Genomic DNA, 26554 nt, shown 5'->3' with positions numbered 1-26554 from the left:
TACGAAGTCGACAAAGAGAGCGGTGCACTGTTCGTTGACCGTTTCATGTCCACGGCAATGTTCTATCCGTGCAACTACGGCTACATCAACCACACCCTGTCCCTGGACGGCGACCCGGTTGACGTGCTGGTCCCGACTCCGTACCCGCTGCAGCCGGGCTCCGTGATCCGCTGCCGTCCGGTTGGCGTTCTGAAGATGACCGACGAATCTGGTGAAGATGCGAAACTGGTTGCCGTACCGCACACCAAGCTGAGCAAAGAATACGATCACATCAACGATGTGAACGACCTGCCGGAACTGCTGAAAGCCCAGATCACTCATTTCTTTGAGCACTACAAAGATCTGGAAAAAGGCAAGTGGGTTAAAGTCGACGGTTGGGACAACGCGGAAGCGNTACGAAGTCGACAAAGAGAGCGGTGCACTGTTCGTTGACCGTTTCATGTCCACGGCAATGTTCTATCCGTGCAACTACGGCTACATCAACCACACCCTGTCCCTGGACGGCGACCCGGTTGACGTTCTGGTCCCAACGCCGTACCCGCTGGAGCCAGGTTCAGTCATCCGCTGCCGTCCGGTTGGCGTGCTGAAAATGACCGACGAATCCGGTGAAGATGCGAAACTGGTTGCGGTACCGCACACCAAGCTGAGCAAAGAGTACGATCACATTAAAGATGTGAACGACCTGCCGGAACTGCTGAAAGCGCAGATCACCCACTTCTTCGAGCACTATAAAGACCTCGAAGCGGGCAAATGGGTTAAGGTTGACGGCTGGGACAACGCTGAAGCGGCGAAAGCTGAAATCGTGGCTTCCTTCGAGCGCGCTAAGAAGTAATTCAGCCGCACTCAGGTTCGCAAAAACACCGCCTCCGGGCGGTGTTTTTTTGGCCGTTGATCCATGCCCGAGCCGGCGACAGCACCCAACGCCACAAAAAACAACGCCACCCGAAGGTGGCGTTATCGTTATTAATACTGGTCTTTATCCAACCAGTTGCCGCTTTCTATCAGCGTGAAGCCCTCAACGGGGCGCTGATAGACATACATCCAGGCGCTACCGTAGGGCGTCTGGATCAGGTGACGAGCATACTCGCCGCCTTTGGTACGCAGCGCATCCAATTCAGCCAGCGTCGATGCGTCAATACGATAGACCTCACCATGTACCGTGCCATCGCCGGGCACCGCGCCTGGATAGTGGCCCAGGCTGTACAGTTGATAATCATTGACACTATGATCGCCCAGCCACTGAGCGTTGGTCATCCAGTGGCTGTTGCCTTGTTTGCGTCGTAAACTGCCGTAAACAAATATTCGCATTGCTAAAACTCAAACTGATAGAGCAAATCGAGAGCCTGGTCTACGCCAGACACAGCTTCCATATATAGCTTAGGCATCAGGCGATAGCGTAACGTCAACGTCGCCAGGGAGTCAAAGATCCCTACCCCATATTTTACCTGCAGACCCGGCAGTACATAGCCGCTGACCACCACCTGGGAGGAGTCGCCCACTCCCTCGGTATCCAGCGCCAGATTGCTTACGCCAAACGTCTCGCCGATTTTACCCACAACCTGACCACTTTGTGCAACCCCCATACCAATAAGCATTGAAGTCATGGCTGCGCTATCGCTCTGTCCGCTGCCTAAACCCTGCCCGCGTAGCAGGTAAGAGAGCGCTTCCTGCTGCGACATCGCCGGATCGGAGAAAATCTCCGCTTTCGGCTGATCGGCCGAGCCGGTCACGCGAACGCCGGCGATAACGTCGTCCTCGGTGGCGTCCGGATTACGAATGGCTTCGATGTTCAGCAGCGGCTGATCCGGCGGACCGGAGAACAGCAGCTCGCCTTTACGCACGATCAGATCCTGGCCGTAGGCATGGAAACGCCCTTCCGGGATGTTGATCTGCCCGTTGAGCCCCAGCCCCTGTTTGTCCTGCGCCACTTTCAAATCGCCGGTCAGACGCGCTTTCAGACCAAAGGCGTCGAGACGAACGTTGTTGCCCACGTGAATCGTTAGATTGCTGTTGATAGGGATACCGGCGCTCTGCTGCTTAATCGGCTGCAGATTTTTATCCAGCATCACTTCGTCAGATGAGACCCCAACGGCGCTTTCCGGCACTTCGTTGACGACGATTCGCGCCCAGGGCACATCAACGCTGCCATCCAGGTTAAACAGGCTTGGCGTGGCGGTAAAGACCACGTCCGGCGACACATCCAGGCGCACCATCGGCGGCACGGTTATCCGCACCCGGCTGCCCTTCGCCGCAATCTGCGCGCGCCAGTTGTCAATCTGCGTCCAGTCGGCGTTGCCGCTGAGCGCAATCTGTCCCTGGCGAGTGTTCACCGTCCCCTGCAGGGTCGAACGGGTACCGGTAAAATTCATCGCCAGCTGGCTCGGCTGCATATCAAACGGCATAAAGTTACCGTCAATATCCACGCCGTTCAGCTGCATCTGACCGAAAAGCTGCGGGCTCTGGACGTTACCGCCCAGCGTCAGACGCGCGTTCAGTCTCCCTTCCGCCTTTTCACCGCGCGAGAAGATAGGGTTGATCATCGCCAGCGAGAAGTTGCTGATATTGACGTTACCGCCCAGATTGCGTCGGCCCTGGGGATCGGTGACCTGCACCTGCCCGTCCAGCTGGCCATTGTTGGTCAGGCGAATCAGCCAGCCCAGCTGGGCGCGGTTATTGTGCAGATCGGCCGTGAGGTTCAGGGTATCGAAAGCCACCGGCAGCGGCGCGTCGTTGACCGTCTGCGTCACCTTCACGTTACGCCCGCTCAGGGTGACCTTACCCTGCGGCAGCCCCTCTTTGGTGGTGTCCCAGCTCACATCGGCATTACCGCTAAACACGCCGCTGGCCTGGGTCGCTTCCGGCATAAAGGGCTTGAGCATCGCGAGATCGAAACGGTTGAGGTTCACCACCGCGCGCCCGCTCGCGCCGGCGTCGATGGTCTGCGGTACGCACAGCTCGGCGTTCGGGTTAGTCCAGCAGTGCGGGCCGATGCTGATTTTCTGCTCAAGGTTGCGGTAATCCAGCGCGATATCACGCGTCAGCGCCACCGGCCCCACCGGGGTCTGGAAACGGGTATTGCTCAGCGTGCCTTTCCAGCGCTCCGCTTTGCGGTCAAAGCTCCCCGCCAGCGAAAGCTGCCCGGAGACCGGATCGCCCTGCACCCGCAGCTGCAGGTCGTGCTGCTTCTCATTGCCCTTCGCATTGAGCTGCACCAGGCTGATATTCACGCCCGGCTGGCTAATACGGTCAACGCGTACGTCAAGGTTACCGCCAATCTGGTCGGTGGATTTCACATCGCCCTTCACGTTCACCTGAGCCACCGACAGCTCCTGCCAGCGCAGCGCCCGGGCGGTGATATCCGCCAGCAGCTGCGGCGCGTCGACGGTGCCGCGAACCTTCACCAGCCCTTTCGCCGTCCCGCCCAGGCCCGGCAGGGCGTTATCCAGATGCGGCGCATCAATGGTGGCGTCGAGGTTAAGGTCTTTGACCCCCAGCTCGCCTTTCACGTCGGCGCTGTTAGGGCCTAAAGCCAGATGCAGGCCGGGGATTTTCCACTGCATATAGCTGTTGCCCTGCAGCGATCCGCTTACATCGACTTTGTTTTGCTTCACGTTACCGGTAATTTTCAGCTCCGGCACCGACATCTGCCAGCTGCCGCCGTACAGGCTGCCCTGGGTCTTAATCAGACCGTTGAGCTTCGACGGCCAGTCCGGGACCTCTTTAGCGGTGTTGATACCGTCAAGCGTCAGTTCGCCGCGCCAGCTGATCGCCTGCTGCCAGTCGAGCAGCGCCTTCAGTTCGGTTTTCCCTTCGAGGGCGGCGACGGTGAGCTTATCGAGATTTACCTGCTGCTCGTTGCCCTTCGCGTTCAGGTTAATCTTCGCTGGCGGCAGCGACTGCCCTTTCACCGCGGTGCTAAAGGCCAGGGTGTAGTCGGTCATCTTGCCGTTAAATTTCAGCAGAAGATCGTCAGCCTGATACGCTTTCTCGCCGGTAAACGGCCAGTAGAGCTGCTTGCTTTTCACCTCCATATCCAGCGGCAGGCCGGCCTCAGCCAGCTGCGTTTCGGCGCGCAGCGTCATCGCGACTGGACCATTCAGATCGACGCCGACCGTGAGCTTTTTACGCACTTCGCCGCCCACTTTTAGCTGCACTTTCTCGCCCTTCAGGGGGTCAATATTCAGCGTACCGTTGAGGGTGATATCGACCGGCCAGTTATCCTGCAGCTGCGCGTTACCGGAAGCCGTGACTTTCCCCTGGTCGGAGTCCACGTCCAACGCGTCCAGCTTCATCTGCCCATCGATGCTGCTGACTTTAAGCAGCAGATTGTAGATGGTTATATCGGTATCGCCGGTGAGACGCAGCTGCTCGCCGCGGAACGCCTGAATATTAAGATTCAACGGCAGATGGACGTCAGTCATTTCCGGCAGCACCGGTTTCGAGAACAGCTCTTTCATCGTCTCGCCGAGCGGCTTTTCTTCCGGCTGCGGGTTGTCAATTTTCGGCTCGACAACCTGCTCCTGAGCCACCTTCGCCACCTTCGGCAGCGCGATGAGCAACCCCTGCAGCGAGGTCGGCGTCAGGGTGAGGTTTTTCTCCTGCCAGTTAAGCCCCGTGGAAAAGTCGCGCACCGAGACGGCGGTATCGTCAATTTTTACGTTGACGTTATGCAGCGCCACCCGGCTCAGGGTGACGGGATAAGGCGTGGAGAGATTCAGCGGCCCGCTCTCTTCTTCTTCAACCGGCGCCGCTGGCGGCATCTTGCTGGTATCGATCGCCACATAGATATCGCGCAGGGAGATATCGTTGACGCACAGGCTGCTGTCCCACAGGCAGCGCAGCTTAACGCCCAGATGGAACTGGCCGGCGGTGACCGCCACGCCCGGCTGCTCAAAGCGCACGTTCTCCAGCGTCAGATCGCGCCAGCCGCCGGTGGCTTTACCGATTTCCAGCCCCGGGACCCAGCGATCGGCGGCTTTGATAACCAGATGCAGGCCGGTCGTCGTCCCCACCAGGAATCCTACCGTCCCCAGCAGCAGCAGCAGAAAAATCAGTACGCCGAGGCTTATCTTCTTCCATAAACTCATAATTCAGGCCCCAGACCGATGTAAAACTGTAAACCGTGCTCTTCTTTGTCGCCGATCGGTCTGGCGATATCCAGCTTGATTGGCCCAACCGGAGACTGCCAGCGCACGCCGAGGCCGGCGCCGGTTTTAAAGTTGCTTTCGCGGATATCGCTTACCGCTTCGCCGCTATCGACGAACACCGCGCCCCACCACTTGCCGCTCACGTTGTACTGATACTCCAGCGAGCCGGTAGCCAGCTTCGAGGCCCCCATCAGTTTGCCGTCGTCATCTTTTGGCGAGATAGATTTGTATTTATAACCGCGAATGCTGCGGTCGCCGCCGGCGAAGAAACGCAGATCCGGCGGGACTTTGCTGAAGTTATCGGCCTCAATCCAGCCGAGGTTGCCGCGCACCACGAAGCGGTGGCGGTCATAAAGGGTGCGGATCCAGACGTCCTGCGCCTGCATCACAATAAAGTTAATATCCGAGCCCCACATGGTGTTGGAGTAGTCCACCGAATAGCGCTGCGAATCGCCCCAGGTCGGCATCAGGCCGCCGCGCGAACGGGTACGGTTCACCGACACGCCGGGATAGATCAGCATGGTGGTGTTGGTGACGTTGGCCTGGGTAAAGTGGTCAAGGCTCCAGCGCAGGTTCAGCGCGCGCTGCCAGCCGCTCGACATCTCCCAGTAGCGCGAAACGGCCAGGGTGGTGGAGTCAGATTTGGTATCGTTGAGATCCGTACGTTTAAAGCCGCCCTGCATCAGGTAGTACTGCTCCAGGGGGCTTTTTAACAGCGGTACCTTGTAGCTGAAATCAAGTTGCTGTTCAGGGGCGGAAAGGCTGAGGCTGGAAGTGAGGCTGTGGCCGTAGGAGTTCATCCACGGCTTTCTCCAGGTGCCTTTGACGCGCGGCCCGACGTCGGTTGAGTAGCCAACCCCGGTTTCCACGGTGTTCTCTTTACGCGGAGAGACCACGCCCTGCAAAGGCAGCACTTTCGTCTGGCGGGACTTGTCAAACTGCGGCGCCACCACGACGGAGCTAAACCAGCCGGTTGCCGCCAGGCGGCGGTTAAGTTCGGCTAAATCCTGCGAGGTGTAGTAGTCGCCCTGCTTAAACGGCACCAGGTTTTGCAGATATTCGTCGCGAATTTGCGAGCCTTCAAAAGTGACCGGGCCAAAGCGGTAGCGCTCGCCGCTGTTGTAGTCGATATCCCAGAAGGCCTGATGCCGGTCGAGGGAAACGCCAAGCTGGCTTTTATTAAACTCGCTGTCAAAGTAGCCCTTACGCAGCGCAACCCGGGTCAGAGAGCTTTTAAAGCTGTCATAATCACCGTGATTGAGGACCGTGCCGATCGCCGGGCGCGTGTTTAGCAAATCCAGATAGTCGCGATCGGTTCGGGCGCCGCCGCGTAAAATCACGTCAGTGCCGCCAATGCGCACCGGTTCGCCGGGCGTGACTTTGGCGATCAGCACCTGACGCCCCCTCGCCGGCGGCGGACGTAAATCAAAATCAATCGTGGGTTCGTAGTAGCCCAGCGCTTTCAGTCCTTCGCGGATAGCATCATCAACGCGCGCGCGAAAGCGCCGGTCCGGCGTGACTTCATCGCTCTGGATCGTAGAGAGTTGGGCGCGGACGTTTTTTTCCAGTTCCCCGGATAGTCCCTCAACCTGCAAACGCACGCTCGCTGCGCTGGCGACCCCGCTGACCAGCAAAACGCTGGCGATACATAACTGGCGGATTTGTAGCACTTTTTCTCCTGAATATCCTTGTTTCCCCCCGAAGGAAACGAAAGTGCCGCTCCACGGCTTAACAAAACCCTAACAACTAAGGGTTGAAAAATAGACGTTATCCCAAATAATTCTTATGTTTAAATCTAGACGTATTAAGCGCGTTTATTGTGTTCAAAGACACGCTTGGTTACAACCTTAACCACATTTTCTGTTTTGAGAGGCCCACCGTGAGTCTATTTGATAAAACGCATCTTGTCGCCCAAGCGGACGCGCTGCCGGGACGCAACACGCCGATGCCGGTGGCTACGCTCCACGCCGTCAATGGTCACTCGATGACCAACGTTCCCGCAGGAATGGAAGTCGCCCTGTTCGCCATGGGCTGCTTCTGGGGCGTTGAACGCCTGTTCTGGCAGCTGCCCGGCGTTTATAGCACCGCCGCCGGCTATACCGGCGGCTATACGCCCAACCCGACCTACCGCGAAGTCTGCAGCGGCGAGACCGGCCATGCTGAAGCCGTGCGCGTGGTCTACGATCCGCAGGTTATCAGCTATGAGCAGCTGCTCCAGGTATTCTGGGAAAATCACGACCCGGCGCAGGGCATGCAGCAGGGTAACGACCGCGGAACGCAGTATCGCTCCGCGATTTATCCGCTAACGCCTGAGCAGAGCGAGGCGGCGAAGGCCAGCCTGGCGCGTTTCCAGGCGGCAATGAATGAAGCCAACGACCCGCGCACTATCACAACCGAGATCGCGACGGCGAAGCCGTTCTACTATGCGGAAGACGATCATCAGCAGTATCTGCATAAAAATCCCTACGGATACTGCGGCATTGGCGGAATTGGGGTTTGTTTGCCGCCGCAGGCCTGATGCGGCTGCACCGTAGGGCAGGCCGCCGGATTGAATAATTTACGCTCTGGCGGCTTTACAGTACCTTACGCTATACTACGCCGTGCTATCGCCGGTCCAGAGCCTTCGGACCGGCTTTTTGTGAATTCCACTTAGCGTTATCCACTTCCCTTCCGAGGATCTGATCTCAACGGTCAGATAAGATATGTTAAACAGTATTTTAGTAATACTTTGTCTGATAGCCGTCAGTGCGTTCTTTTCGATATCGGAAATCTCGCTGGCCGCATCACGTAAAATCAAACTCAAGCTGCTGGCCGATGACGGCAACATCAACGCTCAACGCGTGCTGAAGATGCAGGAAAACCCCGGGATGTTCTTTACCGTGGTGCAAATCGGCCTCAACGCGGTAGCGATTCTCGGCGGTATCGTCGGCGATGCGGCATTTTCGCCGGCGTTTCACGGCCTCTTTAGCCGCTATATGTCCCCGGAGCTCTCCGAACAGCTGAGCTTTATTATCTCCTTTACCCTGGTCACCAGCCTGTTCATTCTGTTTGCTGACCTGACTCCGAAACGCATCGGTATGATCGCGCCTGAAGCCGTCGCTTTACGCATCATCAACCCGATGCGCTTCTGCCTGTTTCTCTTCCGCCCGCTGGTGTGGTTGTTTAACGGCATGGCCAACAATATCTTCCGCCTGTTCAAAATTCCGATGGTGCGTAAAGACGACATTACCTCCGATGATATTTACGCCGTGGTGGAAGCCGGCGCGCTGGCAGGGGTGCTGCGTAAGCAGGAGCATGAGCTGATTGAGAACGTATTCGAACTGGAATCGCGCACCGTGCCTTCATCGATGACCTCGCGTGAAAACGTCATCTGGTTCGATCTTCACGAAGATGAACAGAGCCTGAAGAATAAGGTCGCGGAGCATCCGCACTCCAAGTTCCTGGTCTGTAATGAAGATATCGACCACATCATCGGCTACGTTGACTCCAAAGACCTGCTGAACCGCGTGCTGGCAAACCAGAGTCTGGTGCTGACCGGCGGCGTGCAGATTCGCAATACGCTGATTGTCCCGGATACCCTGACGCTGTCTGAAGCGCTGGAAAGCTTTAAAACCGCCGGTGAAGACTTCGCCGTGATCATGAACGAATATGCGCTGGTGGTCGGGATTATCACCCTGAACGACGTGATGACCACCCTGATGGGTGACCTCGTCGGCCAGGGGCTGGAAGAGCAGATCGTCGCGCGCGATGAAAACTCCTGGCTCATTGACGGCGGAACGCCGATCGACGACGTGATGCGGGTGCTGGATATCGATGATTTCCCGCAGTCCGGCAACTACGAGACCATCGGCGGCTTTATGATGTTTATGCTGCGTAAAATTCCCAAGCGCACCGACGCGGTGAAATTCTCCGGCTATAAGTTCGAAGTGGTGGATATCGACAACTACCGCATCGATCAGCTGCTGGTGACCCGTATCGACAATAAGCCGACGGTGCTGGTGCCCAAGCTGCCGGATGCGGCCAACAGCGATAAAGAGTCAGCGTAAAACCGTTGACGAACCGACAAGGCGGATGAAAATCCGCCTTTTTTATTGCCCGAATGTGAGGCTGCTCACGCCCCTCGGGCAATAGCAGATTTTTACTGCTCCACAGCGAAACGTTCATGACTCCCCTCTGCGCAAAAAGGTAACTTTGCTCGCGTCTACACGATCATATTCCTGAATAAAGGAAGCGAGGGTTACCATGATAGAATCAAATAAAAACTACTATATAAGCTGTCTGTTCTTCCTGTTCTTCTTTATTGGCTGGGGATGCTGCTATCCTTATTTATCATTGTGGTTAACGGAAACCATCGGCATTAATTACACTGACGTCGGTCTGGTTTATTCCTTTACCGCGATTATTGCCGTTTGCGTTCAACCACTATTCGGTTTTATATCCGACAGGCTGGTCTATCGTAAAAACCTGATGTGGCTGCTGGCCATCATTATTACCCTCTTTGCCCCCTACTGGATCTACGTCTTTGCGCCATTATTAAAAGTTAACGTTTTTCTCGGGGCGCTGGCGGGCGGCATCTATATTGGCATGGCCTATGGCGCAGGCTGCGGTATTTGCGAAGCTTACATTGATAAAGTCAGCCGCGCTTCCGGTTTTGAGTTTGGTCGCGCCAGAATGTTTGGCGGCATTGGCGCGGCTATCGGCACCTTCGCGGCAGGCAAGCTCTACGGGATCGACCAGAACATGATTTTCTGGCTGGCCAGCGGTGCCGGCGTATGCCTGCTGGTCATTGTCTGGAAAATGCAGATTAGCGCGAATAAACAAGGCGCGATACACAGCAGTAAAGCCTCGCCGGTCACCCTGAGCGACGCCACCTCGCTGCTGAAAATGAAGAAATTCTGGTTCTTCGCGATCTACACGATCGGCGTCGGCGCGGTATATGAAACCTACGACCAGCAGTTCGCCATCTATTACAGCCACTTCTTTGAGAGCAAAGCGCGCGGCGCGGAAGTCTTCGGCTATTTAACCACAGGTCAGATTTTCCTTGATGCGGTCGTGATGTTTTTCGCCCCATGGTTCGTGAATAAAATCGGCCCGAAAAATGCTCTGCTGTACTGCGGAATGATCATGAGTCTGCGCATTATCGGCTCGGCCTGGGCTATCGGTCCGGTGTCCATTAGCCTGATTAAACTGCTGCACGGTTTTGAGAGCTCGGTATTACTCGTCGCCGCGCTGAAATATATTACGGCCAACTTCAACCCGCTGCTTTCGGCCACGGTTTATTTAATCGGCTTCCAGTTTTCGAAAAGCTTTAGCTCTATTTTCCTTTCTACCGGCATCGGTCACATGTACCAGAGCATGGGCTTTACCAGCAGCTATATCGTGCTCGGCGGTATCGCCCTGTGCTTTACCCTGATTTCATTTATTACGCTGGACAAAGCGCGCGCTTTTGCCCCGCAGCCGGCGCCCGCGCATTAATTTAAGGAGGTAACCTGTATGTCTGATTTATTTTATGGCGTGGCCTATTACGATGAATATATGCCGGAAGATCGGCTGGCGAAAGATATCGCCTTAATGCAGGAAACGGGCATTAACGTGGTGCGGATTGCCGAATCGACCTGGAGTACGCTGGAGCCCCGGGAGGGCGAATATAACTTCTACCATATCGACCGGGTGCTGAATGCCATGCATAAAGCGGGGATCGCGGTGATTATCGGCACGCCAACCTACGCCGTCCCGGCCTGGCTGGCGGCGAAGCACCCGGATATCCTGGTCACTACCGTCAACGGGCAGCAAAAATATGGCCCGCGCCAGATTATGGATATCGTCAACCCGACCTTTCGCCGCTATGCCGAAAAGATTATCCGTACGCTAATGGCGCACGTGCAGCACCATCCGGCGATTATTGGCTGGCAGCTGGATAACGAAACCAAGCATTACGATAATATCGGCCGCCATATGCAGGAGGGTTTTGTACGCAGCCTGCGGGAAAAATACCCCGATCTTGACCGGTTGAATAACGATTTTGGTCTGGACTACTGGAGCAACCGCATCGATAGCTGGCAGGATTTTCCGCCGGTCGAAAACACTATCAACGCCAGCCTCGCCTGCGCGTTCTCCCGCTACCAGCGCCAGCAGGTGACGGAGTATCTCGCCTGGCAGGCGGAGATCGTGCGCGAATATGCCCAGCCGCATCAGTTCGTCACCCACAACTTCGATTTTGAATGGCGCGGCTACTCCTACGGCGTGCAGCCGCGAGTTGACCATTTTGCGGCGGCGCAGACGCTGGATATTGCCGGTGTCGATATCTATCACCCGAGCCAGAAACACCTGACCGGGCGAGAAATCGCGTTTGGCGGCGCCATTACGCGTTCGCTAAAGCAGGGTAAGAATTACTTCGTGCTGGAAACCCAGGCGCAGGGCTTTGCCCAGTGGACACCTTATCCGGGCCAGCTGCGCCTGCAGGCTTTTAGCCACGTGGCATCGGGGGCGGCAATGGTCTCTTACTGGCACTGGCATTCGATTCATAACGCGTTCGAGACCTACTGGAAGGGGCTGTTAAGCCACGACTTCTCGCGCAACGCGACCTGGCAGGAGGCCACCACTATCGGGGCTGACTTTGCCCGCCTGTCGCCGCAGCTGGCGGAGCTGAAGGCAGAAAACGACGTCGCGCTGCTGATAAGCAATGAGGCGATGGACGCCCTTAACCAGTTCCGCCCCGGCGACGCGCAGGGCAATATTTATAACGATATTTTCCGCCGCTTCCACGATGCGCTGTACGACCACAATATCAGCCTCGATATTATCCACGACGTTAACGAGGAAACCGCGCGCTACCGCGCGCTGATCGTACCCGGACTCTACGCCGCCGATGATGGCCTGCTGACGCGCATCAACCGCTATATCGAACAGGGCGGCAGAGCGCTGATCGGCTTTAAATCGGGCTTTAGCGATGAAAACGTGAAGGTGCGCAGCGGCGCGCAGCCGGGAATTTTGCGCGAGAGCTGCGGCGTGAGCTACAGTCAATTCACCCTGCCGGAAGAAACCACGGTACGCGCCTGCAGCGCGGACATTGATTGCCGTCAAGACAATCAGGCCGAGCTGTGGATGGAGCTGCTGACGCCGGACGCCGGTACCCGTACGCTACTGCGCTATCAGCATCCGGCATGGGGCGACTATGCCGCCGCCACCGAGGCGGATTACGCTCAGGGTCGGGCCATTTACGTTGGCTTCCTGCCGCAGAAAACGCTGATTAGCCAGCTGTTCGATCGGCTGACCGCAGGACTGGATCTGCGTTCACGTACATCGGCCTACCGCTATCCGCTGGTGGTCAAAAAGATGCGCAACCGCGACGGCAACAGCATCCACTTCCTGTTCAACTACTCCGGCGAACCGCAGGCGTTTATCAGCGAGACATCGGGCAACGCGCTGTTGAGCGGGGAAAAAGTTAGCTGCGGCCAGCCGTTGCGCCTCAAAGCATGGGAATTTACTATCATCGAAAGTTAAGCGGGCGGCGGCGCTCGGGCGGGAGAAACGATGGAACTGGATATCAATGAGCTACTGAACTTCTCGCCATTGATGAAGACCTTTACCTTCAACGCCTGGGTCGTCGCCGGCTTTACCCCCATCACCCGCGGCTCAAAGCTGGACTACTACATAAACCGCCCGCAGGGGATGAAAGGTTACATCATCAATCTGACGCTGCGCGGCCAGGCGCGCGCGAAAGCGGGAGACGGCTCCCTTCTGTGTCGTGAAAACGATCTGCTGCTCTTCCCGCCCGGCGTTCCCCACCATTACGGACGGGACGAACACAGCGAATACTGGGATCATTTATGGATCTACTTCATCCCCCGGCCCTACTGGATAGACTGGCTAAAATGGGATCAAACGACCCACGGCATTGGTAAAACCACGGTCAACGATCCTGAGCAGCTGCAGAGTCTGCGCGATCTGTTCTATGAAGTTATCCGCCACTACTCCGCTTCCGCCCCGCTGTCGGAGGCGCTGGCGATGAATGCGCTGGAGCGCCTGATCCTGAACTGCTTTCAGCGACAGCCGATCAGCAACCGCCACGCCCACGACCCGCGGATTAACGCCGTGTGCGACTATCTTAACGAACATATTGCCCAGGAGATGAAGATCGAGACCCTGGCGGCGATGGTTTTTCTCTCCCCTTCGCGGCTGGCGCATTTGTTCAAAAATGAGCTGGGGCAAACGGTTTACGCCTGGCGCGAGGCGCAGCGCATCAACCGCGCGAGGTGGCTGATCCAGAGCACCTCCCTGCCGCTTAACAAGATCGCCCTGTCGGTAGGTTACGGAGACCCGGTCTATTTCACGCGCATTTTCCGTAAACATAACGGCATTCCCCCGGGCGAGTACCGTAAACGCTATGCGGAAATGAAGGGATAGGTCCAGAAACATCAACGGCTCCCTTAGGGAGCCGCCTTTTTACCGTGTAGTCATACCTCTTTTCAGGCTATGCCATCTCTGTTTGCAGACGGCTCACCTGACGGTTGACTTCAGACATCACTGACAAATGCAGCTTGTCCTTAACCTTCGGGATAAGGATTTTGCCCTTATCAAACTCAAAAGCGCCAACGTCCTTGATATACAAACGTCCACGGAACAGGATCTTCACGTACTTCGCTACTTGTAGCGGGTTGTAGCGTTGGAAAATTTTCATTGTTGTCTCCTGCCAGGGTTACGCTCCTGTGGTGCCACAGTTAGCCCACGTACCGGAATCGCAAATTTTAATGCCCTGAAACTATAGTCCAGAATCTGAGTGATACCCAGTTTGTATAAGTTTATTTACCTTATGATGACAATAATTCAGAGTTTTCGTTTCAGGCATCCGATGAAGGTAGTATAAGTCGCCGATTTTAGACGGAATTGTGCGTCAACACGCAAACTGGCACCATCATTGCGGGTAATGCCCATAAATCGCACTTATGATTAAAGCAGACCAAGTGGTCGGATCACCTGCACAGATAATAAAAGGAAACACCATGACCCTACGTAGATTACTGGCCGTTTCATGTCTCCTGTTCCCGCTGATGGCGTCGGCGCATAACTTTGTCGATGGTCAGCGCGTTGCGCCGGTCGGCGTCGCGGAGCGGGGGGAGCTGGTACTGAACAACGATAAGTTTAGCTATAAAAGCTGGAATAGCGCGCAGCTGGTGGGGAAAGTGCGCGTCGTGCAGCATATTGCCGGGCGCTCGTCGGCAAAAGAAAAAAACGCGACCCTGATTGAAGCGATTAAAAGCGCGAAGCTCCCGCACGATCGCTATCAAACCACCACTATCGTCAATACCGATGACGCTATCCCGGGTTCAGGCATGTTTGTCCGCAGCAGTATTGAGAGCAACAAGCAGCTCTACCCCTGGTCGCAGTTTATCGTCGACAGCAACGGTGTGGTCCGCAAAGCGTGGCAGCTTAATGAAGAGAGTTCGGCCATCGTGGTGCTGGATAAAGACGGCCGCGTACAGTGGGCTAAAGACGGCGCGCTTAGCCAGGAAGAGGTGCAGCAGGTGGTTGCCCTGCTGCACAAGCTGCTCAATAAATAGAGACCCGGAAGCCGGGGTTGAGGAACGATTCACGCGGCGTGTAATCAAGGGTACGCCCCTGCCAGTCGTGAACGTGCGCCCCGGCGGCGCTGGCGACCGCATGACCGGCCGCGGTGTCCCAGGTGGAGGTCGGCCCGAAGCGCGGATAAAGCTGGGCCTGCCCTTCGGCGACCAGACAGAACTTCAGCGACGAACCGATTGAGGTGGTCTGGTGTTCGCCAAGCTGCTCCAGATACTCCTGCAGCTCCGGGTCATTGCCGTGGGAGCGGCTAATCACCACCAGCGGCGGACGCGCATCGCGGACCTGAATCTGCTTGCGAACGCCGCACTCCTCTTTCCACGCTTTGCCCTTTTCCGCGCTGTACATCACCTTCATCACCGGCGCGTAGACCACGCCAAGGATCGGCTTCCCTTTTTCAATCAAGGCGATATTGACGGTAAACTCGCCGTTGCGCTTGATAAATTCTTTGGTGCCGTCCAGCGGGTCCACCAGCCAGTAGCGCTGCCAGTGCTGGCGCACCTCCCAGGCCGGCGGGTCCTCTTCCGACAGAACCGGAATATCGGGCGTCAGCGCCAGCAGGCCGCTGATAATCACCTTGTGCGCCGCAATATCCGCGGCCGTGACCGGAGAATCGTCCTTCTTGCTGGCAACGTCCATCGGCTGTTTTCCATCGTAAACTTCCATGATGGCATCGCCCGCGTTCCGTGCTAGCTGACATACTTGTTCTAACATTCTCCACCTCGTCTGGTTACAGTGGCGTTAACTCGTTGTTTTATTTATATCGCATCATTGTGAGTTCCGCTATCTGTGATAACGATGGCGGTTTCCTTCACCGCTTTTCTGGCATGATTCACATTTCTGTAAGCAACAGAATGTAAATACATTTTCTTCTGTGCTATTGCTCATAAAAAAGGACGCCACTGATGATTAAGTTTAGCGCAACGCTGCTGGCCACGCTGATCGCCGCCAGCGTAAATGCGGCGACGGTCGATTTGCGGATCATGGAAACCACCGATCTGCACAGTAATATGATGGACTTTGACTATTACAAAGACAGCGCCACGGAAAAATTTGGCCTGGTGCGCACCGCAACCCTGATTGAGAAAGCGCGCCAGGAAGCCAAAAACAGCGTGCTGGTCGATAACGGCGACGTTATTCAGGGCAGCCCGCTGGGCGACTATATGGCGGCGAAGGGACTGAAAGAAGGTGATGTTCACCCGGTCTACAAGGCGATGAATACCCTGGATTATGTCGTAGGTAACCTCGGCAACCACGAGTTTAACTACGGGCTCGACTTCCTGCACAAAGCGCTGGCCGGGGCAAAATTCCCCTACGTGAACGCCAATATTATTGACGCCAAAACCGGCCAACCGATGTTTACGCCTTATCTGATTCAGGATACCCAGGTACAGGATAGCGACGGCAAAACGCAGACCCTGCGCATTGGCTATATCGGCTTCGTACCGCCGCAGATTATGACCTGGGATAAAGCCAATCTCAGCGGCAAAGTCACCGTCAACGACATTACCGCCACCGCGCGCAAGTTTATCCCGGAAATGCGTGAGAAAGGCGCGGACGTGGTGGTGGTCATTGCCCACTCCGGCCTTTCCGCCGACCCGTATCAGGCGATGGCGGAGAACTCCGTTTACTATTTAAGCCAGGTGCCTGGGGTCGATGCCATTATGTTCGGCCACGCGCACGCCGTCTTCCCGAGCAAAGATTTTGCCGGTATCAAAGGCGCAGATATCGCGAAAGGTACGCTGAACGGCGTACCGGCTGTAATGCCGGGCATGTGGGGCGATCACCTTGGGGTGGTCGATCTGGTTCTGAACAACGACAGCGGTAAATGGCAGGTCAGCGCAGCGAAAGCCGAAGCGCGCCCGATCTACGACTCGGTGGCGAAGAAATCGCTGGCGGCAGAAGACAGCAACATGGTGGCGGTACTAAAAGCCGACCATGACGCCACCCGCGAGTTTGTCGGCAAACCGATTGGTCAATCCTCGGACAATATGTACAGCTATCTGGCGCTGGTGCAGGACGATCCGACCGTGCAGGTGGTCAATATGGCCCAGAAGGCTTACGTTGAGCACTATATTCAGGGCGACCCGGATCTGGCGAAACTACCGGTACTCTCCGCCGCCGCGCCGTTTAAAGTCGGCGGACGCAAAAATGACCCCGCCAGCTTTGTTGAAGTGGAAAAAGGGCAGCTCACCTTCCGCAACGCCGCCGACCTCTACCTGTATCCCAACACCCTGGTGGTGATGAAAGTCAGCGGTAAAGAGGTTAAAGAGTGGCTGGAGTGCTCCGCCGGGCAGTTCAATCAGATTGACCCCGGCAGCAGTAAGCCGCAGTCGCTGATTAACTGGGACGGCTTTCGCACCTACAACTTCGATGTCATCGATGGCGTGAACTACCAGATCGATATCACCCAGCCGGCGCGCTATGACGGCGAATGTCAGCCCGTTAATCCGCAGGCCGAGCGAATTAAAAACCTGACCTTTAACGGCAAGCCAATCGATCCGAAAGCCACTTTCCTCGTCGCGACCAATAACTACCGCGCTTACGGCGGTAAATTCCAGGGCACCGGCGAGGATCATATCGCGTTCGCCTCGCCGGATGAAAACCGCTCGGTGCTGGCGGCGTGGATTGGCGCGGAGTCGAAGAAAAACGGCGAGATCCATCCGGCGGCGGATAACAACTGGCGCCTGGCGCCGATCCACAGCACCGTACCGCTGGATATTCGCTTTGAAACCTCACCGGGCGATAAGGCCGCGGCGTTTATCAAAGAGAAAGCGCAATACCCGATGCGCCAGGTGGCTACCGACGATATCGGCTTTGCCATTTATCAGCTGGATTTGAGTAAATAATTGCCGGTTCCCCGGTTGTGCTGCGCTTACCGGGGCTATCCTGACATCCTCCTCAGGCTACCTGTTCGTGGTTCGCCAGAACCGCGGGCAGGTTCAGCTCAATCCAGTCCGCCAGCGCCGCCACCTTCTCGCTCACCTGCTCACCGAGCGGAGTCAGACTATATTCAACGTGCGGCGGTACCACCGGGTACGACACGCGGTTAAGAAAGCCATCCTGCTCCAGCGCCTGGAGCGACTGGGCCAGCATCTTTTCGCTGACGCCGCCGATCTTACGCCGCAGATCGCTAAACCGATGGGTGCCATCGCGCAGGGACACCAAAATCAGTACGCCCCAGCGGCTGGTCACGTGCTTGAGCACTTCCCGCGAGGGGCACTGTTCGGCAAACAGGTTGCCGTTGCGTAGCTGCTCGCTCAGCGTCAGATTCGCCATATTCATACTTACCTTTTTGTACGTACTTACTAAAAGTTAGTTAAGGTGTTAGCTTACCACAACTGCCAATGAACACGAAGGAGAAGACCTATGATCGCAATTACCGGCGCAACCGGCCAGCTTGGCCAGCACGTCCTGGAAAATCTGTTAACTACCGTCCCCGCAGGCCAGGTTGTGGCTATCGTGCGCAACCCGGCGAAGGCTGAATCGCTGAGCCAAAAGGGCGTAGTGGTTCGTCAGGCCGACTACAGCGATGAAGCCGCGCTGACCGCCGCCCTGCAGGGCGTGGACAAACTGCTGCTGATCTCGTCCAGCGAAGTTGGCCAGCGCGCCGTCCAGCACCGCAACGTGATTAACGCGGCGAAAGCCGCCGGCGTGAAATTTATCGCCTACACCAGCCTGCTGCACGCCGATACCTCCCCGCTGGGGCTGGCGGATGAGCATATCGCCACCGAGAAAATGCTCGCCGACTCCGGCATTGCGTATGCCCTGCTGCGCAACGGCTGGTACACCGAAAACTACCTTGCCAGCGCGCCGCCGTCGATTGAGCATGGCGTATTTATCGGCGCGGCCGGTAACGGCAAAATCGCCTCCGCCACCCGCGCGGACTACGCCGCCGCCGCCGCTCGCGTTATCGCCGAAGAGGGCCATGCCGGAAAAGTGTACGAGCTGGCGGGCGATGAAGCGTGGACCCTCAGCGAACTTGCCGCTGAGCTGAGCAAACAAAGCGGTAAAAACGTGGTGTATCAAAACCTCAGCGAAGCCGACTTCGCCGCCGCGCTGAAGGGCGTAGGCCTGCCCGCTGGCCTGGCTGACATGCTGGCGGATTCTGATACCGGCGCGTCCAAAGGCGGTCTGTTCGACGATAGCCGCACCCTGAGTAAGCTCATCGGTCGCCCAACCACGACGCTGGCAGAGAGCGTCAAAGGCATTCTGTAACTGTTACATAGTGGTTAATTTTTGTAGCATCCCGGCGGGCCATCCTCAATAATGTACGGATGTCCGTCGGGAGTTATCGCATGCAAGGCGTACCGGAACAGTTTAATGATGAAAGAGACAGCGCGCGCTTTCGCCATCTGGCGCAGCTGCCCGGCGTTGAGCTGTACCATGCCCATATCTCCCGCTACGCCTTTGAACCGCACACCCATGAAGCCTTTGGTATCGGCGCGATAGAGCTCGGCGCCGAGCGTTTTCGCTATCGCGGCAGCCAGCACGTGGCTTCGGTCAACTCTATCGTCACCATGAATCCCGATGAACTGCACACCGGCGAGGCGGAGACCGCCGACGGCTGGCGCTATCGGATGATTTATCTCGACCCGGATACGCTGGAAGAGGTGACCGGCGTGCGCCACTGGTGGTTCAGCGAGGTGGTGCGTCAGGATCCCCTGCGCTCCCGGCAAATCGGCAATCTCATCTACGGCCTGTGGCATACTGACGATCCGCTGGCGCAGCAGGGTCTGCTGCTGGATTTGATCGATACCTTCCGCCCGTTTGCCCATCACGCCGCTGCGCTGCCCGAAGCCCGCCACCGCTTCGAGCGGGTGCGCGACTATCTGCACGATAACTATATGCGTACGGTGACCCTCGATGAGCTGGCGCAGGTGGCGGCGCTGAGCCCGTACCATTTCCAGCGCCAGTTCAAAGCGCACTTCCACGTTACGCCGCACCAGATGCTGATGGCGATTCGCCTGTGGCGCGCTAAAGCGTTTCTCACCCACGGCATGCCCGCCGCCGACGTCGCTCTCGCCGCCGGGCTGACCGACCAGTCGCACCTGACCCGCGCGTTCACCCGCCGCTACGGCATTACGCCGGTGCGTTATCAAAAGCAGGTTCTCCCGCGCTAATGCGCAACCTCATACAATATTCCCGCTTTTGGCTCGCCTACACTGTTGCCAACGAAAAGAGTAATGGAAGGCGTGATGATTAGTGGTGTGCTGTACGCCCTGCTGGCAGGGCTGATGTGGGGATTGATATTCGTGGGTCCTTTACTGGTGCCGGAATACCCGGCGGTTTTACAGTCGATGGGGCGCTATCTGGCGCTGGGGCTGATCGCCCTGCCGCTGGCCTGGCTGGGCCGCGCGCGGCTGCGCCAGCTCACCGGGAAAGACTGGTGGACGGCGCTGGGGCTGACCATGATGGGCAACTTAATCTATTACGTCTGCCTGGCCAGCGCGATTCAGCGTACCGGCGCGCCGGTATCGACGATGATTATCGGCACCCTGCCGGTTGTGCTGCCGGTTTTCGCCAACCTGCTCTATAGCCAGCGCGACGGTAAGCTGCCGTGGCGACGCCTGTTCCCGGCGCTGGTCTGTATTGCCCTCGGCCTGACGTGCGTCAATATCGCCGAGCTGCATCAGGGCTTACCCGATTTCAGCCCGTGGCGCTACGGCTCCGGTATCGCGCTGGCGCTGATCTCGGTGGTGTGCTGGGCCTGGTACGCGCTGCGCAACGCCCGCTGGCTGCGGGAAAATCCGGATAAACCGCCGATGATGTGGGCCACCGCGCAGGCGCTGGTGACCCTGCCGGTATCCCTGGCCGGATACCTTATCGCCTGCGGGTGGCTGCACGGCCAGCACGCGGACTTTCCGCTCCCCTTCGGCCCGCGCCCGGCGGTGTTTGTCACCCTGATGCTGGCGATCGCTATTTTCTGTTCATGGGTCGGCGCGTGGTGCTGGAACGTTGCCAGCCAGCGTCTGCCAACGGTGATCCTCGGGCCGCTGATCGTCTTCGAAACCCTTGCCGGACTGCTGTATACCTTTATTCTGCGCCAGAGCCTGCCCCCGCTTCTCACCTTCAGCGGTATCCTGCTGCTGGTGCTCGGCGTGGTGTCCGCCGTGCGTGCCCGCCCGGAAAAGCCCGCGCTGCAGGAGCTGGTCAGCGAGAAAAAATAGCCTGGTATCCTAAAGGGGTATTCCCAGGAACATAAGATGCATTTAAAATACAACTTATATTCTTGATGACGAGGTAACTGCTATGGCTTTCCGTGACCAACCTTTAGGCGAGCTGGCGCTGACGATTCCGCGCGCCTCCGCGCTGTTCCGTCAATACGATATGGACTACTGCTGCGGCGGCAAACAGACGCTAGAGCGCGCGGCGTCTCGCAAAGAGCTGGACGTCGCGGTGATTGAAGCCGAGCTGGCCAAACTGGCGGAAGAGCCGGTAGAGCGCGACTGGCGGGCTGCGCCCTATGCGGAAATCATCGATCACATTATCGTTCGCTATCACGACCGGCATCGCGAGCAGCTGCCGGAGCTGATTTTACAGGCCACTAAAGTCGAGCGCGTTCACGCCGACAAGCCCAACGTTCCGAAAGGCTTAACCAAGTACCTGACCATGCTGCACCAGGAGCTTTCCAGCCATATGATGAAAGAGGAGCAGATTCTGTTCCCGATGATCAAACAGGGCATGGGAACGCAGGCCGGCGGTCCTATCAGCGTCATGGAAAGCGAGCATGATGAAGCGGGCGAGCTGCTGGAGGTGATTAAGCACATCACGCAGAACGTGACGCCGCCGGCGGAAGCCTGCACTACATGGAAAGCGATGTACAACGGCATCAACGAGCTGATTGATGACCTGATGGAGCACATCAGCCTTGAAAATAACGTACTGTTCCCGCGTGCCCTCGCCGGAAAGTAAATAAAAAGGCGCCCGCAGGCGCCCTCGACATTGTCAGTCTTATTGGCCACCCCGGGTGGCCTTTTTTATGACGGACCGTTGCAAGCAACGTTAAAAACCGCTGCCGAAGATTTTTTATTTCGCCAGGCGCTTCTTGCCGGCAAACAGCCAGCCCGCGCCGAGCAGCACAAACCACAGCGGGGTCACCATCAGCGCTTCGCGGGTATCGGCTTCCAGCGTCAGCAGGACCAGCACAAAGACGAAGAATGCCATGCACACCCAGCACATCAGTTTGCCCAGCGGCATCTTATATTTGGACTGCTCATGCAGCTGCGGACGCTTTCTGCGGTAGGCCAGATACGAGCACAGGATAATCGTCCAGACGAACATAAACAGGATCGCCGACACCGTGGTAATCATGGTAAACGCCGCGATCACGCTTGGATTGACCATCAGCATGACCACGCCGCCCAGCAGACACATACAGGAGAAGGTCAGGCCTTTCGCCGGTACCGCGCGCTTCGACAGCTTGGCGAACATTTTCGGCGCCTGTCCGTCCTGCGCCAGACCGAACAGCATACGGCTGGTGGAGAACACGCCGCTGTTAGCGGAAGAGGCCGCCGAGGTCAGCACCACGAAGTTGATCAGGCTTGCCGCCGCCGGCAGCCCGACCAGCACAAACAGCTCAACGAACGGGCTCTTTGACGGCACGACGGAGCTCCACGGCGTCACTGACATAATCACGATCAGCGCAAAGACGTAGAACATAATAATACGAATGGGAATCGAGTTAATCGCCCGCGGCAGGGATTTCTCAGGATCTTTCGTTTCCGCCGCCGTGGTTCCCACCAGTTCGATGCCCACAAAGGCGAAGACCGCTATCTGGAAGCCGGCAAAGAATCCGCTGATGCCTTTCGGGAACCAGCCGCCGTCATTCCACAGATGGGCGAAAGAGGCTTCTACGCCGGTCGGTGACTGGAAGTGCATCATCACCATCACCAGGCCGACGACAATCAGCGCCACGATAGCGACGATTTTGATCATCGCAAACCAGAACTCCATCTCGCCGAACATCTTCACGGTGGCGAGGTTAAGGCCCAGCAGCAGCAGGATGACCGCCAGCGAGGCGACCCAGTCAGAGAGTCCCGGGAACCAGAACTGCGCGTAGGCGGTGATCGCCACCACGTCCGCCATCCCGGTTACCACCCAGCAGAACCAGTAGGTCCAGCCGGTAAAATAGCCTGCCCAGGGGCCCAGCAGGTCGGCGGCAAAATCGCTGAACGACTTGTATTCGAGATTCGATAGCAGCAGTTCGCCCATGGCGCGCATGACGAAAAACAGCATAAAGCCGATGATCATATAAACAAAAATAATTGACGGCCCGGCAAGGCTGATGGTTTTGCCTGAGCCCATAAACAGCCCGGTGCCAATCGCACCACCGATAGCAATAAGCTGAATATGCCGGTTAGTGAGATTTCGCCGCAGCGATTGTTCAGTCGGAGCCTGTTCGTCGGCAGCGACTTTTACCTGATCTACCATGTGATTTTTTCCTGTTGTACCTGTCTGTGTTGTTCGGGCTCTACTGGCCCTTCATTCGTATTAACCCCGGAACGAGGGTTTATCGATATTAGGTAAGAATCGGAGGGATGAATACTATGATTTAGATATAATGTTAATTATATGTTTAAAGTGAGTGTTATATCACTCCGGTTACGCGAAACAGCTCACAAAAATACACCCATCAAGCAGATATGCAATATAAAGCTCCACCAAACGCTCAACTTAAGGGTTTTACACTATTTAAAGCGGCCCCCTCCCCCGTACGGGAGAGGAAGCACCTGCTGTTTAGATAATATCCAGCAGTTCAACTTCAAAAATCAGGGTGCTGAACGGAGGAATGGATGCGCCCGCGCCGCGCTCGCCGTAGGCCAGGCTGTGCGGAATCGTCAGTTCCCATTTGGAACCCACCGGCATCAGGGTCAGCGCTTCAATCCAGCCGCCGATCACTCCGGTCACCGGGAATTCAGCCGGTTCGCCGCGCGCAACGGAGCTATCGAAGACGGTGCCGTCGATCAGCTTGCCGGTGTAGTGAACGCGAACGCGGTCAGTACGCGCCGGGATCGGGCCTTCGCCCTGGGTCAGAACGCGGAACTGCAGGCCAGACTCGGTGCTGTTCACGCCTTCGCGCTCGCGGTTTTCTTCCAGGTATTTCTCGCCATCCGCGGCCATTTCCTGGAAACGCTCGCGACGCACGGCGTCAGCGCGTTCGTGGATTTCGCGCAGCGCGCGGTGAACGGCTTCCACCGGCACCTGCGGCTGTTGACCTTCCAGCGCGTCAGCAATACCCGCGACCAGCGCTTCCGGCAGCAGCCCCTGCAGGCCAGATTCGCTCAGCTGTTGTCCAACCTGCAAGCCGATACCGTAACTTGCCTGTGCTTCGATCGTGTCAAAAGTTGGGGTTGCCATCTTTGTTCCTTTTTTGGTGGGATTCTCATGCTCCCGGGCCTTCAAATTGCGAAAGGCGGCGAGCGGAGAAAAGAGGTGGGAAGCATATCAGCCATAGCACGACGGGTAAAACTTTGTCGCCTGGATGATGACAAATCTAAGGGAAACAGAAACAATAGAGAGATAAGGTTAACCTCACGAAACATAGCTTTGTCTCGTCCTTCAGGAAGTTAGCCATCTATACTCTAGAGAGAGCAGGATAAAAATATGCGGAGCAGGAGGAAAGCCATGCCCGGGCGCTTTGAACTGACATCTACCCTGGCGAAGATCTGGCACGCCCCGGATCATTTTCGCCTCATGGATCCGCTACCGCCGATGCACCGCCGCGGCATCATTGCCGGGGCGCTGCTGGTAATTATCGGCGTTCTGCTCCCTTCCGAGGATAACAGCAGCCCGGTTCAGGCCAGCCGCGAGGCGAATCTCAACCTGCAATCCCAGTCGCAGCCCTCTTCCGGCAATCAGGCGGTCCCGCTGCCGCCCATCACCAACACGCCGCCGGTCAACGATGCCGATCAGGTGGCGCCGGTCGCACCGGAGCCGATTCAGGATGAGCAGCCGGATCAGCCGCAGCAGCAGACCGCATCTCAGCCTTATCAGGAGCCGCAGTCGACTCCCGGCATCGAGCAGCAGTGGCGGACCTACCGTATTGAATCGGGGAAAACTCTCGCGCAGCTGTTCCGCGACCACAACCTGCCGCCGACTGACGTTTACGCCATGGCCCAGGTGGAAGGCGCCGGTAAACCGCTAAGCTCACTGCAGACCGGGCAGACGGTACAGATCCGTCAGAACGCCAGCGGCGTGGTCACCGGGTTGACTATCGATACCGGCGGCGGCCAGCAGGTGCTGTTTACCCGCCAGTCGAACGGCAGCTTTATTCGCGTCCGTTAGGCCTCACGGCCGGGTAGCTTACCCGGCCTGCTGTGGCGATTTCCCGGATGTTGTCCCCGGCTTATTCACCCACCAGATCCCGGCGCACACCAGCGCCAGCGCAACCGCATATTTCAGTTCAAGAATATTCTCGCCGAGGAAGATGGCCGACAGTACGGTGCCGGCGACCGGGACCACAAAGTTGAACGGCGCAATCATGCTCACCCGGTTATGCTTGAGCAGCACGCTCCATAGCGCAAAAGCGATGGAAGAGAGCAGCGTCAAATAAGCCAGAACCAGCGCAGCAGCGGCGCTGTGAACCTCAAGGGTGCCGCCGGTCAGATAGCCGCCGCCGACCAGTACCAGACCGCCAAACGCCAGCTGCCAGCCGGTCATCACCGTCGGGTCAACCGTCTGCGAAATGCGCTTCCCGTACAGCGTCGCCGCCGACAGGATAAACGCCGCCAGCACCACAAAGCCGTCACCCTGCCAGACAAAGCTAAAATCGCTCAATGAACGATTAACGTTCACCAGCATCACGCCGGCAAAGCCGACAATACAGCCGATGGCTTTGTTGTAGCTCAGCCTGTCATTCTGATAGATAAAGTGCGCCAGCAGAACGCTGAAGAAGGTACCGGTGGCGTTCATAATCGATCCCTTCACGCCGGTGGTAAACGCCAGGCCAACGTAGAAGAAAACATACTGGATAGAGGTTTGCGTGACGCCCAGTATCGCCAGCTGCCCGCACTGACGGGGATTCAAGCGGGCAATCGGCTTACGCTGCGCCAGCGCGAAGAGCAGCAGCAGCGCGCCGGCAAACAGAAAGCGATAGCCAGCAAAGACGATTTTAGACGGCACATCATCAGTGGCAATCTGAAACAGTTCATAGCCGCTTTTAATCGCCGGATAGGAGCTTCCCCACAGCAGACAGCAGAGGGTTGCGCAGGCATAAGCCACTTTCTTGCGGGAAAAAATCGAGGGTGCGTCCATTCACTTCACCAGAAATAAAATAGTGTTTTATTTTATTATCCAGAAAGTTGCTAAGAATAGCCACCATACCAGGAAAAGATTCGACAAAGACAGAAAAGCAAAACGCCGGCACAAGGCCGGCGTCTCGACGTGAGTTGAGTAAAAAATTACTCAGCTACAACGTTAACAACCAGTTTAGCGAAAACTTCGCTGTGAACCTGGAAGTCCACTTCGTGCTCACCGGTGGTGCGCAGAACGCCGTTCGGCAGACGAACTTCGCTCTTAGCAACGGCAACGCCAGCTGCAGTTACAGCGTCAGCGATGTCGCGAGTACCGATGGAACCGAACAGTTTACCTTCGTCGCCAGATTTAGACGCGATGGTAACGGTGCCCAGTGCGTTGATTGCTTCAGCACGTGCGTTAGCAGCGCCCAGAACTTCGGCCAGTTTGGCTTCCAGTTCAGCACGGCGTGCTTCGAAGAATTCAACGTTTTTCTTGGTAGCAGGAACAGCTTTACCCTGTGGTACCAGGAAGTTACGAGCATAGCCCGCTTTAACGTTAACCTGATCACCCAGGCTACCCAGGTTTGCTAC

23 protein-coding genes and 1 pseudogene are annotated in these 26554 nt (G+C 57.0%); 14 read left to right on the top strand and 10 right to left on the bottom strand.

The features are described 5' to 3' along the window. Positions 1-432: inorganic diphosphatase (gene ppa, locus FQK12_RS25415; protein ID WP_261393161.1), on the top strand; the 432-nt coding region annotated here is incomplete at its 5' end. Beyond that, positions 395-832 (top strand): annotated as a pseudogene (gene ppa, locus FQK12_RS25410) (inorganic diphosphatase); the annotation flags it as partial. The gene ppa (FQK12_RS25415) and the pseudogene ppa (FQK12_RS25410), both read left to right, overlap by 38 nt. Before the next feature lie 131 nt (positions 833-963). Here the strand turns inward: ppa (FQK12_RS25410) and FQK12_RS25405 are convergent. Genes FQK12_RS25405 through tamA form a run of 3 tightly spaced genes read right to left on the bottom strand, consistent with a single transcriptional unit; the run spans position 964 to position 6817 of the window. After that, the gene (locus FQK12_RS25405) at positions 964-1308 is read right to left on the bottom strand and encodes a gamma-glutamylcyclotransferase (protein ID WP_004098039.1); all 345 of its coding nucleotides are present in this window, start codon (positions 1306-1308) and stop codon (positions 964-966) included. A gap of 2 nt (positions 1309-1310) precedes the next feature. Continuing rightward, a complete protein-coding gene (gene tamB / locus FQK12_RS25400; RefSeq protein WP_014227643.1) occupies positions 1311-5087 on the bottom strand; it encodes an autotransporter assembly complex protein TamB in 3777 nt (1258 codons plus the stop codon). Further along, entirely contained in the window at positions 5084-6817 is a 1734-nt protein-coding gene (tamA, locus tag FQK12_RS25395) for an autotransporter assembly complex protein TamA (protein ID WP_014227642.1), read from the bottom strand. Before tamA ends, tamB begins: the two co-directional genes overlap by 4 nt. Positions 6818-7026: 209 nt before the next feature. Between tamA and msrA the strand changes: the two genes are divergently transcribed. From msrA to araC, 5 genes are all read left to right on the top strand, one after another. Further along, positions 7027-7665, top strand: a complete 639-nt coding sequence (msrA, locus tag FQK12_RS25390; RefSeq protein ID WP_014227641.1) for a peptide-methionine (S)-S-oxide reductase MsrA — start codon at positions 7027-7029, stop codon at positions 7663-7665. Positions 7666-7849: 184 nt separating this feature from the next. Further along, positions 7850-9193, top strand: a complete 1344-nt coding sequence (locus FQK12_RS25385; RefSeq protein WP_014227640.1) for a hemolysin family protein — start codon at positions 7850-7852, stop codon at positions 9191-9193. Between the two features lie 196 nt (positions 9194-9389). Continuing rightward, entirely contained in the window at positions 9390-10622 is a 1233-nt protein-coding gene (locus tag FQK12_RS25380; RefSeq protein ID WP_014227639.1) for an oligosaccharide MFS transporter, read from the top strand. An 18-nt stretch (positions 10623-10640) separates the two neighbouring features. Continuing rightward, positions 10641-12650: a beta-galactosidase gene (locus FQK12_RS25375; protein ID WP_014227638.1), complete on the top strand. Its 2010-nt coding sequence runs from the start codon at positions 10641-10643 to the stop codon at positions 12648-12650. A gap of 30 nt (positions 12651-12680) precedes the next feature. Next, positions 12681-13553, top strand: coding sequence for an arabinose operon transcriptional regulator AraC (araC, locus tag FQK12_RS25370; RefSeq protein WP_014227637.1), 873 nt, complete (start codon positions 12681-12683; stop codon positions 13551-13553). A gap of 67 nt (positions 13554-13620) precedes the next feature. Here araC and FQK12_RS25365 read toward each other — a convergent pair whose 3' ends face one another. Continuing rightward, positions 13621-13827 (bottom strand): DUF1107 domain-containing protein, encoded by a 207-nt coding sequence (locus FQK12_RS25365; RefSeq protein ID WP_004098023.1) that lies wholly within the window; start codon positions 13825-13827, stop codon positions 13621-13623. Between the two features lie 322 nt (positions 13828-14149). Here FQK12_RS25365 and FQK12_RS25360 point away from each other — a divergent pair, with 322 nt between their 5' ends. Continuing rightward, positions 14150-14707, top strand: coding sequence for a YtfJ family protein (locus FQK12_RS25360; protein WP_014227636.1), 558 nt, complete (start codon positions 14150-14152; stop codon positions 14705-14707). Here the strand turns inward: FQK12_RS25360 and cysQ are convergent. Beyond that, positions 14697-15440, bottom strand: a complete 744-nt coding sequence (cysQ, locus tag FQK12_RS25355) for a 3'(2'),5'-bisphosphate nucleotidase CysQ (protein WP_014227635.1) — start codon at positions 15438-15440, stop codon at positions 14697-14699. The two genes, FQK12_RS25360 and cysQ, sit on opposite strands and share 11 nt — an antisense overlap. A gap of 191 nt (positions 15441-15631) precedes the next feature. Between cysQ and FQK12_RS25350 the strand changes: the two genes are divergently transcribed. Further along, entirely contained in the window at positions 15632-17575 is a 1944-nt protein-coding gene (locus FQK12_RS25350) for a bifunctional 2',3'-cyclic-nucleotide 2'-phosphodiesterase/3'-nucleotidase (protein ID WP_014227634.1), read from the top strand. A gap of 52 nt (positions 17576-17627) precedes the next feature. On the opposite strand, the gene FQK12_RS25345 is transcribed toward FQK12_RS25350, so the two are convergent. After that, the gene (locus FQK12_RS25345; RefSeq protein ID WP_004098015.1) at positions 17628-18005 is read right to left on the bottom strand and encodes a winged helix-turn-helix transcriptional regulator; all 378 of its coding nucleotides are present in this window, start codon (positions 18003-18005) and stop codon (positions 17628-17630) included. A gap of 90 nt (positions 18006-18095) precedes the next feature. Between FQK12_RS25345 and FQK12_RS25340 the strand changes: the two genes are divergently transcribed. The 4 genes from FQK12_RS25340 (at position 18096) to ytfE (ending at position 21641) form a co-directional block, all read left to right on the top strand. Next, entirely contained in the window at positions 18096-18944 is an 849-nt protein-coding gene (locus FQK12_RS25340) for an SDR family oxidoreductase (protein ID WP_014227633.1), read from the top strand. Between the two features lie 80 nt (positions 18945-19024). Further along, entirely contained in the window at positions 19025-19849 is an 825-nt protein-coding gene (locus FQK12_RS25335) for an AraC family transcriptional regulator (RefSeq protein ID WP_014227632.1), read from the top strand. A 75-nt stretch (positions 19850-19924) separates the two neighbouring features. Beyond that, positions 19925-20896: a DMT family transporter gene (locus FQK12_RS25330; RefSeq protein ID WP_014227631.1), complete on the top strand. Its 972-nt coding sequence runs from the start codon at positions 19925-19927 to the stop codon at positions 20894-20896. Positions 20897-20978: 82 nt separating this feature from the next. Further along, entirely contained in the window at positions 20979-21641 is a 663-nt protein-coding gene (gene ytfE / locus FQK12_RS25325) for an iron-sulfur cluster repair protein YtfE (protein WP_014227630.1), read from the top strand. Positions 21642-21755: 114 nt separating this feature from the next. Here ytfE and cycA read toward each other — a convergent pair whose 3' ends face one another. After that, a complete protein-coding gene (gene cycA, locus FQK12_RS25320; protein WP_004128150.1) occupies positions 21756-23159 on the bottom strand; it encodes a D-serine/D-alanine/glycine transporter in 1404 nt (467 codons plus the stop codon). 306 nt (positions 23160-23465) lie between these two features. Continuing rightward, positions 23466-24086 carry an FKBP-type peptidyl-prolyl cis-trans isomerase gene (fklB, locus tag FQK12_RS25315; protein WP_004871077.1) on the bottom strand — a complete coding sequence of 207 codons (621 nt, stop codon included), beginning with the start codon at positions 24084-24086 and terminating at the stop codon, positions 23466-23468. A gap of 267 nt (positions 24087-24353) precedes the next feature. On the opposite strand from fklB, the gene FQK12_RS25305 reads away from it, so the two are divergent. Beyond that, complete coding sequence (locus FQK12_RS25305; RefSeq protein WP_004098005.1) at positions 24354-25013, top strand: LysM-like peptidoglycan-binding domain-containing protein; 660 nt, start codon at positions 24354-24356, stop codon at positions 25011-25013. 18 nt (positions 25014-25031) lie between these two features. Here FQK12_RS25305 and FQK12_RS25300 read toward each other — a convergent pair whose 3' ends face one another. Further along, entirely contained in the window at positions 25032-25982 is a 951-nt protein-coding gene (locus FQK12_RS25300) for a DMT family transporter (RefSeq protein WP_009652306.1), read from the bottom strand. Positions 25983-26128: 146 nt separating this feature from the next. Continuing rightward, positions 26129-26554, bottom strand: a 426-nt coding sequence (rplI, locus tag FQK12_RS25295) for a 50S ribosomal protein L9 (protein WP_146295799.1), incomplete at its 5' end; no start/stop codon positions are given.

This window comes from Klebsiella sp. ME-303, assembly GCF_007910085.1.
Classification (GTDB): Bacteria; Pseudomonadota; Gammaproteobacteria; order Enterobacterales; family Enterobacteriaceae; genus Klebsiella; species Klebsiella michiganensis.
The sequence above is the reverse complement of the archived record's forward strand: the minus strand, read 5'-3'. Positions and strand labels throughout refer to the sequence as shown.